Raw genomic sequence first — 15235 nt, 5'->3', positions numbered from 1 at the left:
TGGGGAGGGGTCTTGGATGTCAGCAAACTCACCGTTTCACCTCCCACGTCGTCACCCGCTTGCCGGTTGCCGCATCCTTGCCATCCTTGAGCTGGATGCCCTCGGCAAGCAGTGTCTCGCGGATCTTGTCGGCCTCGGCGAAGTTCTTTGCCTTCAAGAGTTCAAGGCGGGCGCGCACGCGCCTGTCGATTTCGGCGGCGACCGCTTCGTCGACCTCCGTTTCCCTCATCTCGACACCGAGAAGGGCAGCACTCGCCGCGAAAGCGGCGGCATTGCCGGATTGCGCCAGGGCGTGGAGCGCCTGGACGGCGGCGACCGTGTTCAGGTCATCGGCAAGCGCGTTCAACACGCTCTCATCCGGAACTGCGTCGCCGGCATCCGCCACTGGCCACTTCGCCAGCAGGCGTTCCGCCTCTTCCAGCCGCTTGATCGAAAAATCGATCGGCTCGCGGTAGTGCGTCATCAGCATCGCAAGGCGCAGCACTTCGCCCGGCCATTTGCGGCCGCCGAATCTCTCGGTGTGCAGCAACTCGTAGATGGTAACGAAATTGCCCTCCGACTTCGACATCTTGCGGCCTTCGACCTGCAGGAAGCCGTTGTGCATCCAGACATTCGCCATCACCTCCGTGCCGTGGGCGCAACGCGACTGGGCGATTTCGTTTTCATGGTGCGGGAAGATCAGGTCCAGCCCGCCGCCGTGAATGTCGAAGACCTCGCCGAGATAGCGTTCGCTCATTGCCGAGCATTCGATATGCCAGCCCGGACGGCCGCGGCCCCAGGGGCTTTCCCAGCCGGGTTCGTTGTGGCTTGAAAGCTTCCAGAGAACAAAGTCGCCGGGGTTCTTCTTGTGCGCATCGACGGCGACGCGGGCGCCGGCCTGCTGCTCGTCGAGATTGCGCTTCGACAGCGCGCCGTAATCCGCCATGGATTTCGTGTCGAACAACACTTCGCCCTCCGCCTGATAGGCGTGGCCTTTGGCAATCAGCTTCCCGATGATCTCGACCATCTGCGGAATATTTTCCGTTGCCCGCGGCTGGATAGTCGGATCGAGGCAGCCGAGCGCCTTGGCATCTTCGAGATACTGCGTCTCGGTCTTTTCGGTGACCAGGCGGATCGCCTCGTTCAGCGGCAGGCCGGGGTGGTCGCGCAGCGCCCGCATGTTGATCTTGTCGTCGACGTCGGTGATGTTGCGCGCATAGGTGACGTGCTCGGCGCCATAGACGTGCCTGAGCAGCCGGAAGAGCACGTCGAAGATGATGGCGGGACGCGCATTGCCGATATGGGCATAGTCATAAACAGTCGGGCCGCAGACATACATGCGGACATTCTGCGGATCGATCGGCTTGAAGACCGTCTCCTCGCGCGTCAGCGTATTGTACAGCTTGATTTTCGGCTTCTTCTGTTCCGGCTGACCGGCCATGTCTATTCTCCCAAAATGCAATGATCCGAAAAATACCGGCACCCGCGGGCCGGGGCGTTTCTCATCTTTGGGTATTTGGGAGACGAAAACGGCCAGGCCAGCGAGCGCGCTAGCGGATAATCTTCCGGCAGATAATGCAGATAACCGTTTTCATGGCGCGTTTTATGGCGCGGGAACGGTGTTTGGTCAAGTGCCGCGTAAGCGGCTGTATTCGATCCAGTGAATCGATTGCAGGGCCGGGACGTCGCCATTCGTCGTTGCGCATAAAATTCTGCTAGAAAAAACAGAAATACCGGGAAGGAAGCCGCGTGAGGAAGATCCTGCACCGCGCCGTAATTGGCATTGCCATTCTGGCTGTCGCATCGGCATCGTATCTGGCATACGATCGAGCCATGGCGCCGTTTGTTCCTCCTTCACTCGAAGACTATCCCATCCAGGGAATCGACATCAGTCATCATCAGGGCGTTATCGATTGGAAGACGCTCGCCGCGCGGCCGAATGTGCATTTTGCGATTATGAAGGCGACTGAGGGCGGCGACCACAAGGATACACGTTTCGCGGAAAACTGGCAGGCGGCGAAAGAGGCCGGCATCGTGCGCGGGGCGTACCACTTTTTCACCTTCTGCCGCCCTGGCCGCGAGCAGGCGCAGAACGTATTGGCGACAGTTCCCAAAGAGCAGGGCACGCTGCCGATCGCGATCGATCTCGAATTTGTCGGCAACTGCGACAAGGTCCCGACGCTCGAGGAAATGACTGCTGAAGTAAACGCGTTCGTCACGGAGCTTAAGGGCACTTTTCCCGAAAAGCCAATCTTTTACGTCACCCAAGAGTTCTTTGATCAGTATCTGAAAGGCAACGAATCCCGCTTCCCGGATCACTATCTCTGGTTGCGCAGCGTATTCAAAGAACCAGAGCAGGAGAGATGCGGCCGCTGGTCGATATGGCAGTTTGCCGACAACGGTAGAGTCGACGGCATTGAGGGGCCGGTGGACCTCAATGCGCTATGCCCCGCGCAAACGGGCTTTGCGGCGCTGTTCGCCGAAACCGCGGCCCAGTAGCCCTTATTCCGGCAGACGGTAGTCCACGAGCCTGTTCTCGCGGACGATGAAGAGCTTGCCTGTCTCGGTCACATCCGGGCCGACGAGCGGCAGGATCGCCTTGGCGACTTCGGAAGGGTGCGGCAGCGTCGAAGGATCTTCGCCGGGCACCGCCTGGGCGCGCATGGCAGTGCGCGTGGCGCCCGGATCGACGCTGGTGATGCGAAGGGCCGTCGACCGGCTTTCGCCGGCCCAGGTGCGGGCGAGCGCTTCGACGGCGGCTTTCGACGCGGAGTAGGGACCCCAGAACGGGCGGCACTTGTGAGCGGCAGCCGACGAGATGATCACGGCGCGACCGGCGTCCGAGCGCGTCAGCAGCGGATCGACAGAGCGGATCAGCCGCCAGGTGGCGGTGACGTTGATGTTCATCACCCTCTCGAAGGTTTTCGCCTCGATATGGCCGATCGGCGAGATGACGCCGAGCACGCCGGCGTTGGCAACAAGGACGTCGAGCTTGCCCCAGCGCTCGAAAATCGAGGCACCGAGCGCATCGATGGCGTTCATGTCGGCAAGATCGAAGGGCACCAGCGTAGCGCTGCCGCCTGCCGCCTTGATGGCATCATCGAGTTCCTCGAGGCCGCCGACCGTGCGAGCGCAGGCGATGACGTGCGCTCCGGCCTTTGCCAGTTCCAGTGCCGTGAAATAGCCGATGCCGCGCGATGCGCCGGTCACGAGTGCGATGCGGTTCTTGAGGTCGATGGTCATGATCGTGTCGTCCGTGTCGCTTGCGCGAAAACGCATCTCACCCTCACGAGGGGAAGAGGAGGCGCTGGCGCTCATTCAGATTTATGAAGTCCCTTAGCCGTTGCTGGCCATCACGGCGAGCTTGCGCACGTTGCTCGTGCTTTCCTTGTCGAGCAGGCGCGTCGGGTAGTCGCCAGTGAAATAGTGGTCGGTGAACTGCGGATTCTCGTTATCGCGATCTTCCCCGCCGACTGCGCGATAAAGCCCGTCGATCGACAGGAATTCGAGCGAATCTGCGCCGATGTAATCGCACATCGCTTTCAGGCTGTTGTACTGGTTGGCAAGCAGCTTGTCGGCGTCCGGCGTATCGATGCCGTAGAAGTCCGGGAAATAGATCATCGGGCTTGCGACGCGGATGTGGACTTCCTTGGCGCCTGCGTCACGGATCATCTGGACGATCTTCAGCGATGTGGTGCCGCGCACGATCGAATCGTCGACGAGGACGACGCGTTTGCCTGTGATCGTTGCCCGGTTGGCCGAATGCTTGAGCTTGACGCCGAAGGCGCGGATCTGCTGCGTCGGCTCGATGAAGGTGCGGCCGACATAGTGGTTGCGGATGATGCCATATTCGAAGGGAATGCCGCTTTGCTGGGCGTATCCGAGCGCTGCCGGCGTTCCGCCGTCCGGAACCGGAACGACGACATCGGCATCGACCGGCGCTTCCTTGGCAAGATTGATGCCCATGTTCTTGCGGGCGACATAGATGCTACGGCCGCCGACGACGGAGTCTGGGCGAGCGAAGTAGACAAATTCGAAAAGGCAGAGCCGTTCCGGTTTCGGCGCCTCGGGCTTGCGGGCATCGATGCTGATCGAGCCGTCCGGCTGGATTTCGCAGATGACGACTTCGCCGTTTTCGACGTCGCGGATGTACTTCGCACCGATGATGTCGAGCGCGCAGGTTTCCGAACAGAAGATCGGCTTGCCGTCGAGCTCGCCCATGACGAGCGGGCGGATGCCGATCGGATCGCGCGCGGCGATCAGCTTCGTGCGGGTCATGGCCAGCATCGAATAGCCGCCTTCCATCTGGCGGATAGCATCGATGAAACGGTCGGAGGAGGAGGCCTGCTTGGAGCGGGCGATCAGGTGGAGAACGACTTCGGTATCCGAGGTCGACTGACAGATGGCGCCATCGGCAATCAGTTGACGGCGAAGCGTCAGGCCGTTGGTGAAGTTGCCGTTATGGGCGACGGCGATGCCGCCGACCTCCAGTTCGGCAAAGAGAGGTTGGACATTGCGGAGCGCAACTTCGCCCGTCGTCGAGTAGCGCGTGTGGCCGATGGAGATGAAGCCCGGCAGCTTCGCGAGCGTTGCTGGATCGGTATAGTGGTCGCCGACGAGCCCCATGCGCTTTTCGGTGTGGAACTGGCGGCCGTCGAAAGTGACGATACCGGCCGCTTCCTGTCCGCGATGCTGGAGAGCGTGAAGCCCGAGCGCCGTCAGCGTGGCGCCGTCGGGATGGCCGAGAACGCCGAAGACGCCGCACTCCTCGTGGAGCGTATCTCCATCGAGTTCATCGTTGAGCGTCAAGGAATGGGACTGGTTCATTGATGCGGGCCTTTGCTCTCACAAGAATGGATCGGCTTTTCCATGGTATGATGCCGGATTCAGGCATTTTAAACGGCGGAGGCCCGGCAGAGCAAATGCCCGGCCGGACCCTTATTTCGCGTCCCGCTCAAATGGCAATTGCCACGCGGCAGGTCAAGCTGTTGAACACTGCGTCAATTCGACTGCGGCTGCGCGCCGCCGGACGGGGCTGCATCATCCGCCGGGGCCTGTTCGCCGGCCGGCGCATTGCTGCCTTCAGCGCCCTGGCCCTGCGGCTGAACCTTCTCGAGCACGCTGGCTCTCACCATCTGTGCGAATTCCTCAGGCAGGACCGATTGCAGCTTTACGACCATCGAGTCAAGGAACGGCTTTGACTTGGCGTTGTTTACCCAAGCCGGCCGGTGATCGGCATCGACGAGCCAGTTCCAGAAGGCCACCGCCACGACGAGAAGCAGTATGCCGCGTGCCGCCCCGAAGAGGAAGCCCAAAGTGCGGTCCAGCGCGCCGATCCGGCTGTCGATGATGAAATCGGCAATCTTCATGGTGATGAAGGAAATGACGATCAGCGCAATCAGGAACACGACGGCGGCTGAGCCGACGATTGCGATGCGGTCGTCGTCGGTGTACCGCTTCGCGTAAGGCACGAGATACGGATAGAGGTAGTAGGCAGCGGCGGCCGAGCCACCCCAGCTTGCGATCGACAATACCTCGCGCGAAAAACCGCGGACCATCGCCAGAACGGCGGAGAAGAGGACGACGCCGATGACAATACCGTCGAAAATCGTGATGGGCATATAAATTCAACTCCAGGACCGCCGCTTGGTCATGCGGTTCGGTCGGGCTTCATTCGTGTGCATCCTATATCACCACCGTTTATGGCAATGAAAGGATCAAACCTCGTCTTCCACACGTCGTAGCGCACCTTTGGATCCGGCGATGCGCACGACCAGATCCGGCAGGCTCTCGATTTCGCTCCAGCGTCCGCCCGAACCCTTCGGCAAATCGGCGGAGGCTGACGGAAGCAGCGCTGCAGAAAATCCCAGCTTCTCGGCTTCTTTGAGGCGCTGAGGGGTATGCGCAACCGGACGGACGGCTCCCGACAGGCTGACTTCGCCGAAATAGACGCAATCGGCGGGAAGGGCAATACCGGCAAGCGAGGAAACCAGGGCGGATGCGACGGCAAGATCGGCCGCCGGTTCGCCGATGCGATAGCCGCCGGCGACATTCAGATAGACGTCGTGCTGGCCGAGCCGGATGCCGCAATGCGCCTCGAGCACCGCAAGGATCATAGAAAGCCTGGCCGAATCCCATCCGACCACCGCGCGGCGTGGCGTGCCGAGCGATGTCGGCGCCACCAGCGCCTGCACTTCGACGAGGATCGGGCGCGTGCCTTCCATGCCCGCGAAGACCGCCGCTCCTGGCGACTTTTCATTGCGCTCGCCGAGGAAAAGTTCGGACGGGTTGCCGACTTCGCGCAGGCCCCCGTCGGACATTTCGAAGACTCCGATCTCGTCCGTCGGGCCGAAGCGGTTCTTCACCGTGCGCACGATGCGGTAGTGATGGCCGCGGTCGCCCTCGAAGTAGAGCACCGCGTCGACCATATGCTCCACGACCCGTGGACCTGCGATCTGGCCGTCCTTGGTGACGTGGCCGACGAGAACCATGGCGGCTCCTGTCTGTTTGGCAAAGCGGATCATCGACTGCACGCCGGTGCGCACCTGCGTGACCGTTCCGGGCGCGGATTCCGCCAGTTCGCTCCAGAGCGTTTGGATCGAATCGATGATGACGAGGTCTGGCCGCTTGCCTTCTGCGAGTGTCGCGAGGATATCCTCGACATTGGTTTCAGCGGCAAGCATCACGTCGGTATCGGCAGCGCGCAGGCGCTGGGCGCGCAGGCGCACCTGCGCCACGGCCTCTTCGCCCGAGACATAGATGATCTTGTGGCCGCGCCGCGAAAGGGCCGCCGCCGCCTGCATCAGCAGCGTCGACTTTCCGATGCCGGGATCGCCGCCGACGAGCACCGCCGAGCCGCGCACGAAGCCGCCGCCGAGAGCCCGGTCGAGCTCCGAAATGCCTGTATGGATGCGCGGGGCTTCCTCGATCTCGCCGGAAAGCGCCGTCAGCGTCACCGGGCGGCCCTTCTTCGGCGTTCTTGCCGGTCCGCCGCCAATCCCGCCCATTGGGTCTTCCTCGACGATGGTGTTCCATTCGCCGCAGCTTTCGCATTTGCCGGCCCAGCGGTTATGGATCGTGCCGCAGCTCTGGCAGATGAATTGTGTCCTGGCCTTCGCCATCAATGATGCTTTCGTCCATGAGCGCCGGTGCGCCCGAATCAGATTGCCGTAGATAATGGCTTGCGGGACCGATCAAAACTAATGATTTTCCCATCAAGTGCTCACGTGGCAGCATGGGAGGATCATCTGATGGATTGCCAATGCTCGATTATTCGTTCGCCCACTGGATCGCCTTCTTCACCGCCGCCGTGCTTTTGAACCTGTCGCCGGGTCCGGATCTGGCTTTTATCCTCGGCCATACGATCAAGAGCGGCACGCGCGCCGGCTTTTCGGCCGTCTTCGGAATCTGGACCGGTGCCTGTCTGCACGTGCTTCTTGCCGCCTTCGGCCTTTCGGCGGTACTTGCCGCCTCCGCCGTTGCCTTCTCGGCAGTGAAATGGATCGGCGCGATCTATCTCGTCTGGCTCGGCATCCAGGCCCTGCGGTCGAGCGGCGAGGGCGCCTTCCTCAAGGCGGCAGGCGAAAGGCTGGGTTGGGGACGGATCTACCGGCAGGGCGTGCTCGTTTCGCTGCTTAACCCGAAGGTCGCGATCTTCTTCCTCGCCTTCCTGCCGCAGTTCGTCGTCGAAGGAGCCGGACCGGCCTGGCTGCAGCTATCCGTGCACGGCGCCTTGATCATTGTGGTTGCGGCCTTCATCGAGCCGCCGCTGATCCTGGCCGGAGGGCGGCTTGCCGATCTCGTCAAGCACAACAGCAAGATCGGCCTGTGGCTCGATCGCGGTCTTGGCGCGCTGTTCGTCGCCCTCGGCGCGCGGCTGGCGTTGACGAGCCGTTGAGTTCATTCTTCGCTGATGTATTTGCGCTCGTAGCGCAGCCCAGCGCCCGCGAGCATCTCGTAGCCGATCGTGCCGGCCGCCCGCGCAGCATCGTCGACGGGGATGTTCTTGCCGAAGAGCTCGATGTAATCGCCGGAACGGATGAGGTTTTCCGGCAGATCGGTCACGTCGAAGATGGTAAGGTCCATGGTGATGCGCCCGGCAACCGGAACCATGTAGCCCTCGAAGAAGCCTTGGCCGCCCCGCGGCACAACCTGGCGAAGCGGCACGCCGCCGCTCGACTGGCAGCGCATGTAGCCGTCCGCATAACCGGCGGACACGATGGCGAGGCGGCTATCGCGGTCAAGCTTCAGAGCCCGTCCATAACTGACCGATTCGCCGGCGCGCACGGTGCGGACCTGGATCACGCGGGCCTCCGCCGTCGCAACCGGCCGCATGGGGTTCGCCATGCCGCTCACCGCTTCGCCGCCGTAGATGGCAATGCCGGGGCGCGTCAGGTCGAAATGATAATCCTCGCCGAGAAAGATGCCGCCGGAAGCCGCGAGACTTGATTCGATACCTTCATAAGCGGCGCTAACCTTGCGGAATGATTCAAGCTGCTGCTTGTTCATCTGCGATGACGGATCGTCGCCGCAGGCGAGATGGCTTAGGACCAAAACCGGGGCGAAGCTGGCCGGGCGAGAGACGTCATCAGCCAATGCGAGTGCTTCGTCTATGTGAAGGCCGAGCCGGTTGAACCCGGTGTCGACATGAAGCGCGCAAGGATAGTCGCCATATTCCGAAAGCACGGCCATCCAGAAGGCAAGCTGCTCCTCGGAGGAGATGACCGGCACAAGATCGTTCTCGAAGAAGCGCCGTTCCGTGCCCGGCCAGATGCCCGCGAGCACAAAGATGCGGGCTTCAGGCGCGTAGAGGCGCAATGTCACGCCTTCATCGACTGTTGCGACGAAGAAATCCCGGGCACCCGCCATGTAGAGCGCTTCACCTGCATCCTCGATGCCCATGCCATAGGCGTCCGCCTTCACAACTGCGGATGCGCGCGCCTTGCCGGAGCGCCGTGCCAGGTCCTGCCAGTTTTCCGTCAGTGCAGTCAGATCGACCGTCAGCCGCACGCCGGCGGAAGCAAACCTGTCTTCTTCGAAATCGTCAGAAAATTCAGTCATGAATCCACATCAAAAAATGGCCGGAAGATGAGTCTCCAGCCAGTTTAGTGGCCAACTTGGTCAATAGGAAGTCCGGCGCCGCACTGCAGCTTGGTTCTTCGGAGTGAATGAGGTTTCGTCGGTCGTCGCAAAACTTTGCGCTGCACAATCCTTCAGAAGAAAGCCAGCATCAGGCAACGCTGCGAAGGTCGAAATCCGCGTGGATGACGTCGTAGGGCACATGAATGCGTCCCTCGTCATTGACCTCGACCAGCCCCCATTCGCTGAGCGCCGCCGTGTCCTCATGCACCCGCTTGACGTCGCGGGAAAGGGCGGAGGCTAGACTACGATACGTCGAGGGGCCGAGTCTCTGCAGTGTCTCGATCAAGGTCCAGCGCTTGGGCGTCAGGATCATAAAGAGCTGCTCGGGGGAGGAAAAGCTGAAGACATGGTCCTGTGCTTCACCCGTCTTCCAGCTGCAGCGAATCCCTCAAGGGCTTGCCGGAGCGCAGTTTCGTCGTTTCGCTGAATTCGGATCGTGGCGGTTGTCATCGGCGGGGTTGCCTCCTCATCTCTACGTCTGTGAGGAAATCATCGATAAGCTTGTCGATCGTCGAGAATTCATACGTCTCCTCATGGCCTCGGATATGCTTGTGGTCGCCGTATCCAACGACGCGCTTTCCAGGATAACCGTAGAACAGGCTATATTTGTAATTATGCTGGCTGCCCAGCAATGGCCGCGGAACGTTCCAGATCACCACTTCCACGATGGCCCCGTCCGACAGCACGCTTTTCGAACGGTAAAGCAGTTGCGCCCTCATGTTGGCGATGATGCCAACATGAGGGCAGCTGTCAAATCGCACTGGAACTCAGTGTTCCTCGTACTGAACGAAGGACGAGTCGGCGAGATCGGCAAAGCGCGTGAATTCCGCCTGGAAGGCGAGCTTCACGGTGCCGGTCGGTCCGTGACGCTGCTTGGCGATTATGACATCCGCCGTGCCCTTCACCTTGTCGAACAGCGCTTCCCATTCCGCATACTTCGGATCGGCCGGATCGCGTGGTTCCATGTTCTTGACGTAATATTCCTCACGGAAGACGAAGAGCACGACGTCGGCGTCCTGCTCGATCGAGCCAGACTCGCGAAGGTCGGAAAGCTGCGGGCGCTTGTCGTCGCGGCTTTCGACCTGACGCGAGAGCTGAGACAGCGCGATGATCGGAACGTTAAGCTCCTTGCCGAGAGCCTTGAGGCCGGTGGTGATCTGGGTGATTTCCTGGACGCGGTTCTCGTTCGCCTTGCCCGAGCCGGTCATCAGTTGCACGTAGTCGACGACCAGCACGTCGAGACCGCGCTGGCGCTTCAAGCGGCGGGCGCGGGCGGCAAGCTGGGCAATCGAGATGCCGCCGGTCTGGTCGATATAGAGCGGCACCTTCTGCATCATCATCGAGCAGGCGACGAGCTTTTCGAAATCCGCGTCGTTGATGTCGCCGCGGCGGATCTTCGAGGAGGAGACTTCCGTCTGCTCGGAGATGATGCGGGTGGCGAGCTGTTCGGAAGACATTTCAAGCGAGTAGAAGCCGACGACTCCACCGTTCTTCGCCTTCATGCTGCCGTCGGATTGGACTTCGCCCTCATAGGCGGCGGCAATGTTGTAGGCGATGTTGGTCGCAAGCGAGGTTTTGCCCATACCCGGGCGGCCGGCAAGGATGATCAAGTCCGATCGCTGCAGTCCGCCCATCTTCGAATCGAGCGAATGAATGCCCGTCGAAATGCCCGAGAGACCGCCGTCGCGCTCCTTGGCGACCGCAGCCATATCGATCGCCAGCGCCACGGCGTCGTTGAAGGCCTGGAAGCCGCCGTCGTAGCGACCGTTTTCGGCAAGCTCGAAGAGGCGGCGCTCGGTATCTTCGATCTGCGTCTGGGGCGGCATGTCGAGCGGCGCGTCATAGGCGATATTGACCATGTCCTCGCCGATGGTGATCAGCGCCCGGCGTAGCGCCAGATCGTAGATCGCCCGGCCGTAATCCTCGGCGTTGATGATCGTCACGGCTTCGCGGGCAAGGCGCGCGAGATACTCGGAGACAGTCATGTCGCCGACCTTCTCGTCTGCCTTCAGGAAGGTTTTGATCGTCACCGGATTGGCGATCTTGCCCATGCGGATGATATCGCCCGCAACTTCGTAGATCTTGCGGTGGAGCGGCTCATAGAGGTGGATCGGCTTCAAGAAGTCAGACACCCGGTAATAGGCGTCGTTGTTCATCAGGATGGCACCCAGAAGCGCCTGCTCGGCTTCGATGTTGTTGGGTGCTTCGCGGTAATGCTGCTCCGCTGGAGCAACGGCGGCAATCTTTCGCGCTGCGTCGTTCATCTTGATCCGTTCTGTCTTTTCCGTCCCCGGATTTGCAGGCTCGCCAAGGCAAATGCAAGTGCAGCTCAGCAACAGCCTTGGGCTTGCCGTGAAATCCGTAACGCTTTGCACATTGTTCGACTTCTCCACAGCGCGTGAAGCCGCCAGGGAGAAAATATCGACGGTGTCACCTTGAGGACACGGCGTGGAACCGCGACTCATCCAACCCATATAATTTAGCCCGAATGCGTTGAGCGTGGCACTTGTAAAAGCGCTGGGACTGAATTAGACAGAGGAAATATAATTAGCATACTAACTAAATAATAGGGGAAATGCATGCCGGATATGCAGCTCAGGCGCGAGCTTATCGAGAACATCGCGGCGTTTAGCCGAAAATTGAGAGCGACATTCGATTCGCTCGTGCGCCAGAGGAACATGACGTTGCCGCGCGCGCGAGTCTTTTTTACCCTGAACAAGAAGGATGGCATCAATCAGCGGGAACTCGCCGAACGGCTGGAGCTCGAAACGCCGACGCTCGTCCGGATTCTGGATGCCATGGAAGCACAAGGCTTCCTGGAACGCCGCGTCGCCGGTTCCGACCGCCGCGCCAAGGAGATCTACATGACGGATGCGGGCAGGGTCGTCGCCGGAGAGGTTGAGGATCTAGCCGCAGACGTGCGCGCTCGGGTCGTCGCGGGCATTCTCGAAAACGATCTCAGGACGACATTGAACGTCATCCGCGCAATGCAGGCTAACCTTGCTGTAGTCCGGGGACAATGAGACCGGGCCAGACCAATCTGCAAAACGACAGAAGCCCGGCTGGAGCCGGGCTTCTGTTTCTGTAAGATGCTTCCGAAGCTTATGCTTCGTCTTCGGCGTTACCGTCGGCATCCGGATCGAAGAAGTCTTCCGCGCGAAGGGCGTCTTCATCAACGCCGTAGATGGCGTCGACGGAGGTGAGCGTTTCGCCCTTTGCCTGGCGCTCGGCTTCGTCGGCGGAGCGGGCCACGTTGAGATTGACGTGGATTTCGACTTCGGCGTGAAGCTGCAACTCGATCTTGTGGACGCCGATTGCCTTGATCGGCGTGTTCAGGTGAACCTGGTTGCGGCCGATGTTGAAGCCTTCGGCGGCGAGGATTTCAACGACGTCGCGGGCAGCAACCGAGCCGTAGAGCTGGCCGGTTTCGCCTGCGGAGCGAACGACGATGAAGGATTTGCCGCCGAGGACGTCGGCAACCTTCTGGGCTTCCGACTTGCGTTCGAGGTTGCGGGCCTCGAGCGTGGCGCGCTCGGATTCGAAACGGGCCTTGTTGGCGGCGTTTGCGCGCAGAGCCTTGCCGAGCGGCAGGAGGTAGTTGCGTGCAAAGCCGTCGCGAACCTTCACGGTTTCGCCCATCTGGCCGAGCTTGGAGATGCGTTCGAGAAGAATGACTTCCATCTTCGTTTTCCTTTCGTGTCTCTAGGTTTTCTTGTCTGTGGATTGAGGGGCATCGGCATTCTTGTTCGGGGTCAGGGCGATCGCCTTGCGCGTATCGGACAGACCGACGACGAGAATGAAAAAGGCTGGCAGCATCAGGATGAGCGACACCAGGTAGCAGAGGACGAGAGCCGGCAGGCGCCAATCCTTGCCGCGCGTGCGGAAATGCAGCGCGGCGAAGCCGGAAAGCAGGAAGCCGGCGCCGAAGGTGCCGACGACGGTTGCTCCGATCATCGCTGGAACGCCGCCGAAGAAGGTGGCGGCAAGACCGGCGAGGAAGACGAAGATCGCATTGCGGTTCATGCGCAGGGCCGACGGAATGTCTTCGCGCGGGCGAAGCGCGCGGCCGGATGCATTCACGATGCGTGTCGCGATGTAGTAGGCCGCAAACAGCATCAGCACCCACATCGCGCCCTGGATCGCTGGCAGCATCAGGAGCAGCAACGATTTCGTCTGCGCGGTGGCCGTGTCATTGAAGGTGAAATCAGGCTGCTGCTGCGCAAAGGAGCCGAAAAGCGTATCGACCATCTGGCCGATGAGCTCCGGGCCGTAGCCGATCATATAGCCGGTCACGATGACGGCGAGCGTCACCAGCCCGCAGAGATGCAGCAGGATGTCGGAAAGCGGATACCAGGCCGTCAGGTGGTCGGGACCGCCGAGTTCGGCGGCAGGGCGGGAAAGATTTGCCAGGTGGCTGATCCAGCCGGCCGGGATCAGCGTCACCAGCGTCATCATCAGCGCGAAGGTCGGCGAGATGGCGGTAGCGCCGACGGAGGCGGCCGTCACGACGGCCGAGATTGCCGCAGCATTGCCCCAGCCGAGGCCGACGAGAAGGATGGGTAGCGCGGAAGCGGCGTAAAGCAGGGCGCTGAACGACAACTGCGCGCTCGCGCCGAGCACGAGGAGTGCGGCGGTCAATCCGGCGAGCGCGCCGGTCAGCAGCGTCTTGAAGTTCAGTTTGGTCACGTCGCTGTCCTGCTTCATCAAGCAGTTAGAGGATGTTTCCTGAATCAAATTCAGAGAAACCCGCCTCAACATGGGTTTTCAGGGTTCCGATCCGCGCCCATCGCGGAAGGGAGGAGGGAAGGCATCGCTGCCTTCCCTCAATTCAACTGCGTCAGCCGATTAGGCGAGGACGTAAGGCAGCAGGCCGAGGAAGCGGGCGCGCTTGATCGCCTGGGCAAGCTCGCGCTGCTTCTTCTGCGAAACAGCCGTGATGCGGGACGGAACGATCTTGCCGCGCTCGGAAATGTAGCGCTGCAGGAGACGTACGTCCTTGTAGTCGATTCGCGGAGCGTTTGCGCCGGAGAACGGGCAGGTCTTGCGGCGGCGATGGAACGGGCGGCGGACCGGAGCGGAGGAAGCTTCAGACATATCTCAAATCTCCTTATACGCGGTCTTCGCGCGGACGGCGCGGACGGTCTTCACGGTCGCCGAAGCCACCTTCACGTGGCGGGCGAGGACCACGGTCGCGATCACCGAAGCCGCCTTCGCGCGGGCCACGGGCGCCGTCACGCGGGCCGCGGTCGTCACGGTCGCGCTTCTGCATCATGGCCGACGGGCCTTCTTCGTGCTTTTCGACAGCGATCGTCATGTAGCGCAGGACGTCTTCGCTGATGCGCATCTGGCGTTCCATTTCCTGGACGGCAGCCGGCGGAGCATCGATGTCCATCAGGGCGTAGTGAGCCTTGCGGTTCTTCTTGATGCGGTAGGTGAGGGACTTGAGGCCCCAGTTTTCGATGCGCCCGACTTTACCGCCGTTAGCTTCGATCACGCCCTTGTACTGTTCTACGAGGGCATCGACCTGCTGAGCGGAAATATCCTGCCGGGCAAGGAATACATGTTCATAAAGAGCCATGACAGCTTTGCCTTTCTTGCGTTGGTTCAACCCGAACTTCGGCGGCTAAGCCTCAACGACTGCTCCTGACGGGCTGAGCCCAGGCAAGAAAAGCGTTTCCGAGACGGTCGAGAGCGGAGACACGGGAGGCTGGAACGCTTCCGTTCCGAACGATTTCCACGGAAACCGGCCCTCCGTTCAGCCACCAGCCAGAAGACCGGGTTTGCGAACAGGGGCGCTTATACGGGTTTTTCGGCAGAAGGCAAGAGCACCGCGACAAAGAGGCAAATTCCCTTCGCGCACAGTTGAGGGCAGTCGCGTATCGCAACGTGTGTTGGTTTTCGACGTGTGTCCGATCTTCGGCCAGCGACGAAAGGAGAAGTTCGACCCTTCTCTGCCAGACCTTCGGAGCATTGAAGCCGTGACCCAATGCGGTCTTTCAGCTGCGAGCGTCGCTTGCTGGAGCTGCGTTAGTCAGTCGAAGGCCAATGGTATTTTTAACGGAGCGCTAATATACTTGGACGCTTGAACGAGCCGCGCCGCCAAATGATTGAGGAA

General features: G+C 61.0%; 17 protein-coding genes. 4 read left to right on the top strand and 13 right to left on the bottom strand.

Annotation, left to right across the window (positions count from 1 at the left end; all coding sequences use genetic code 11):
• Positions 1-28: 28 nt before the first annotated feature.
• Entirely contained in the window at positions 29-1420 is a 1392-nt protein-coding gene (gene cysS / locus BN1800_RS08855) for a cysteine--tRNA ligase (RefSeq protein WP_027507397.1), read from the bottom strand.
• On the opposite strand from cysS, the gene BN1800_RS40230 reads away from it, so the two are divergent.
• Together BN1800_RS40230 and BN1800_RS08850 are read left to right on the top strand one after the other, a co-directional pair.
• Positions 1419-1643, top strand: coding sequence for a hypothetical protein (locus BN1800_RS40230; protein ID WP_143533921.1), 225 nt, complete (start codon positions 1419-1421; stop codon positions 1641-1643). The genes cysS and BN1800_RS40230 overlap by 2 nt on opposite strands.
• 85 nt (positions 1644-1728) lie before the next feature.
• Positions 1729-2478 carry a glycoside hydrolase family 25 protein gene (locus tag BN1800_RS08850; RefSeq protein WP_244564472.1) on the top strand — a complete coding sequence of 250 codons (750 nt, stop codon included), beginning with the start codon at positions 1729-1731 and terminating at the stop codon, positions 2476-2478.
• A gap of 3 nt (positions 2479-2481) precedes the next feature.
• Here the strand turns inward: BN1800_RS08850 and BN1800_RS08845 are convergent, their stop codons facing one another.
• The 4 genes from BN1800_RS08845 to radA form a co-directional block, all read right to left on the bottom strand.
• On the bottom strand, positions 2482-3222 hold the full coding sequence (locus BN1800_RS08845; protein WP_086996724.1) for an SDR family NAD(P)-dependent oxidoreductase: 741 nt from the start codon (positions 3220-3222) through the stop codon (positions 2482-2484).
• A gap of 93 nt (positions 3223-3315) precedes the next feature.
• A complete protein-coding gene (gene purF, locus BN1800_RS08840) occupies positions 3316-4806 on the bottom strand; it encodes an amidophosphoribosyltransferase (protein ID WP_086996556.1) in 1491 nt (496 codons plus the stop codon).
• Positions 4807-4979: 173 nt separating this feature from the next.
• Positions 4980-5600: a CvpA family protein gene (locus BN1800_RS08835; RefSeq protein ID WP_086996553.1), complete on the bottom strand. Its 621-nt coding sequence runs from the start codon at positions 5598-5600 to the stop codon at positions 4980-4982.
• 96 nt (positions 5601-5696) lie between these two features.
• Positions 5697-7100, bottom strand: coding sequence for a DNA repair protein RadA (gene radA, locus BN1800_RS08830; RefSeq protein ID WP_027507392.1), 1404 nt, complete (start codon positions 7098-7100; stop codon positions 5697-5699).
• A gap of 140 nt (positions 7101-7240) precedes the next feature.
• Between radA and BN1800_RS08825 the strand changes: the two genes are divergently transcribed.
• Positions 7241-7876 (top strand): LysE family translocator, encoded by a 636-nt coding sequence (locus tag BN1800_RS08825; RefSeq protein WP_086996550.1) that lies wholly within the window; start codon positions 7241-7243, stop codon positions 7874-7876.
• Positions 7877-7878: 2 nt separating this feature from the next.
• On the opposite strand, the gene alr is transcribed toward BN1800_RS08825, so the two are convergent.
• The 4 genes from alr to BN1800_RS08805 all read right to left on the bottom strand — a co-directional run bounded on the left by alr (position 7879) and on the right by BN1800_RS08805 (position 11384).
• A complete protein-coding gene (gene alr / locus BN1800_RS08820; protein ID WP_086996547.1) occupies positions 7879-9039 on the bottom strand; it encodes an alanine racemase in 1161 nt (386 codons plus the stop codon).
• Between the two features lie 169 nt (positions 9040-9208).
• Entirely contained in the window at positions 9209-9433 is a 225-nt protein-coding gene (locus BN1800_RS42290; RefSeq protein ID WP_244564471.1) for an HVO_A0114 family putative DNA-binding protein, read from the bottom strand.
• A gap of 133 nt (positions 9434-9566) precedes the next feature.
• A complete protein-coding gene (locus BN1800_RS08810; RefSeq protein WP_342210299.1) occupies positions 9567-9881 on the bottom strand; it encodes a toxin-antitoxin system TumE family protein in 315 nt (104 codons plus the stop codon).
• Positions 9882-9887: 6 nt separating this feature from the next.
• Positions 9888-11384 (bottom strand): replicative DNA helicase, encoded by a 1497-nt coding sequence (locus BN1800_RS08805; protein WP_027507388.1) that lies wholly within the window; start codon positions 11382-11384, stop codon positions 9888-9890.
• 315 nt (positions 11385-11699) lie between these two features.
• Here BN1800_RS08805 and BN1800_RS08800 point away from each other — a divergent pair, with 315 nt between their 5' ends.
• The gene (locus BN1800_RS08800) at positions 11700-12143 is read left to right on the top strand and encodes a MarR family winged helix-turn-helix transcriptional regulator (RefSeq protein WP_027507387.1); all 444 of its coding nucleotides are present in this window, start codon (positions 11700-11702) and stop codon (positions 12141-12143) included.
• 79 nt (positions 12144-12222) lie between these two features.
• Here BN1800_RS08800 and rplI read toward each other — a convergent pair whose 3' ends face one another.
• The 4 genes from rplI to rpsF form a co-directional block, all read right to left on the bottom strand.
• Entirely contained in the window at positions 12223-12801 is a 579-nt protein-coding gene (gene rplI, locus BN1800_RS08795; protein ID WP_027507386.1) for a 50S ribosomal protein L9, read from the bottom strand.
• Positions 12802-12822: 21 nt separating this feature from the next.
• Positions 12823-13824 carry a DUF2232 domain-containing protein gene (locus tag BN1800_RS08790; protein WP_425298977.1) on the bottom strand — a complete coding sequence of 334 codons (1002 nt, stop codon included), beginning with the start codon at positions 13822-13824 and terminating at the stop codon, positions 12823-12825.
• Between the two features lie 141 nt (positions 13825-13965).
• The gene (gene rpsR, locus BN1800_RS08785) at positions 13966-14214 is read right to left on the bottom strand and encodes a 30S ribosomal protein S18 (RefSeq protein WP_027507384.1); all 249 of its coding nucleotides are present in this window, start codon (positions 14212-14214) and stop codon (positions 13966-13968) included.
• A gap of 13 nt (positions 14215-14227) precedes the next feature.
• Entirely contained in the window at positions 14228-14698 is a 471-nt protein-coding gene (gene rpsF, locus BN1800_RS08780) for a 30S ribosomal protein S6 (protein ID WP_027507383.1), read from the bottom strand.
• Between the last annotated feature and the right edge of the window lie 537 nt (positions 14699-15235).

It is taken from the genome of Rhizobium sullae (assembly GCF_900169785.1).
GTDB lineage: Bacteria > Pseudomonadota > Alphaproteobacteria > Rhizobiales > Rhizobiaceae > Rhizobium > Rhizobium sullae.
This window is presented reverse-complemented; position numbering and strand designations above follow the sequence as displayed.

Excerpts from the sequence above, each read along its gene's own strand:
- BN1800_RS40230 (WP_143533921.1), top strand. The coding sequence starts at position 1,419 with ATGTCTATTCTCCCAAAATGCAATGATCCGAAAAATACCGGCACCCGC.
- cysS (WP_027507397.1), bottom strand. The coding sequence starts at position 1,420 with ATGGCCGGTCAGCCGGAACAGAAGAAGCCGAAAATCAAGCTGTACAAT.
- BN1800_RS08845 (WP_086996724.1), bottom strand. The coding sequence starts at position 3,222 with ATGACCATCGACCTCAAGAACCGCATCGCACTCGTGACCGGCGCATCG.
- purF (WP_086996556.1), bottom strand. The coding sequence starts at position 4,806 with ATGAACCAGTCCCATTCCTTGACGCTCAACGATGAACTCGATGGAGAT.
- BN1800_RS08835 (WP_086996553.1), bottom strand. The coding sequence starts at position 5,600 with ATGCCCATCACGATTTTCGACGGTATTGTCATCGGCGTCGTCCTCTTC.
- radA (WP_027507392.1), bottom strand. The coding sequence starts at position 7,100 with ATGGCGAAGGCCAGGACACAATTCATCTGCCAGAGCTGCGGCACGATC.
- BN1800_RS08825 (WP_086996550.1), top strand. The coding sequence starts at position 7,241 with ATGCTCGATTATTCGTTCGCCCACTGGATCGCCTTCTTCACCGCCGCC.
- alr (WP_086996547.1), bottom strand. The coding sequence starts at position 9,039 with ATGACTGAATTTTCTGACGATTTCGAAGAAGACAGGTTTGCTTCCGCC.
- BN1800_RS42290 (WP_244564471.1), bottom strand. The coding sequence starts at position 9,433 with ATGATCCTGACGCCCAAGCGCTGGACCTTGATCGAGACACTGCAGAGA.
- BN1800_RS08805 (WP_027507388.1), bottom strand. The coding sequence starts at position 11,384 with ATGAACGACGCAGCGCGAAAGATTGCCGCCGTTGCTCCAGCGGAGCAG.
- BN1800_RS08800 (WP_027507387.1), top strand. The coding sequence starts at position 11,700 with ATGCCGGATATGCAGCTCAGGCGCGAGCTTATCGAGAACATCGCGGCG.
- rplI (WP_027507386.1), bottom strand. The coding sequence starts at position 12,801 with ATGGAAGTCATTCTTCTCGAACGCATCTCCAAGCTCGGCCAGATGGGC.
- BN1800_RS08790 (WP_425298977.1), bottom strand. The coding sequence starts at position 13,824 with ATGAAGCAGGACAGCGACGTGACCAAACTGAACTTCAAGACGCTGCTG.
- rpsR (WP_027507384.1), bottom strand. The coding sequence starts at position 14,214 with ATGTCTGAAGCTTCCTCCGCTCCGGTCCGCCGCCCGTTCCATCGCCGC.
- rpsF (WP_027507383.1), bottom strand. The coding sequence starts at position 14,698 with ATGGCTCTTTATGAACATGTATTCCTTGCCCGGCAGGATATTTCCGCT.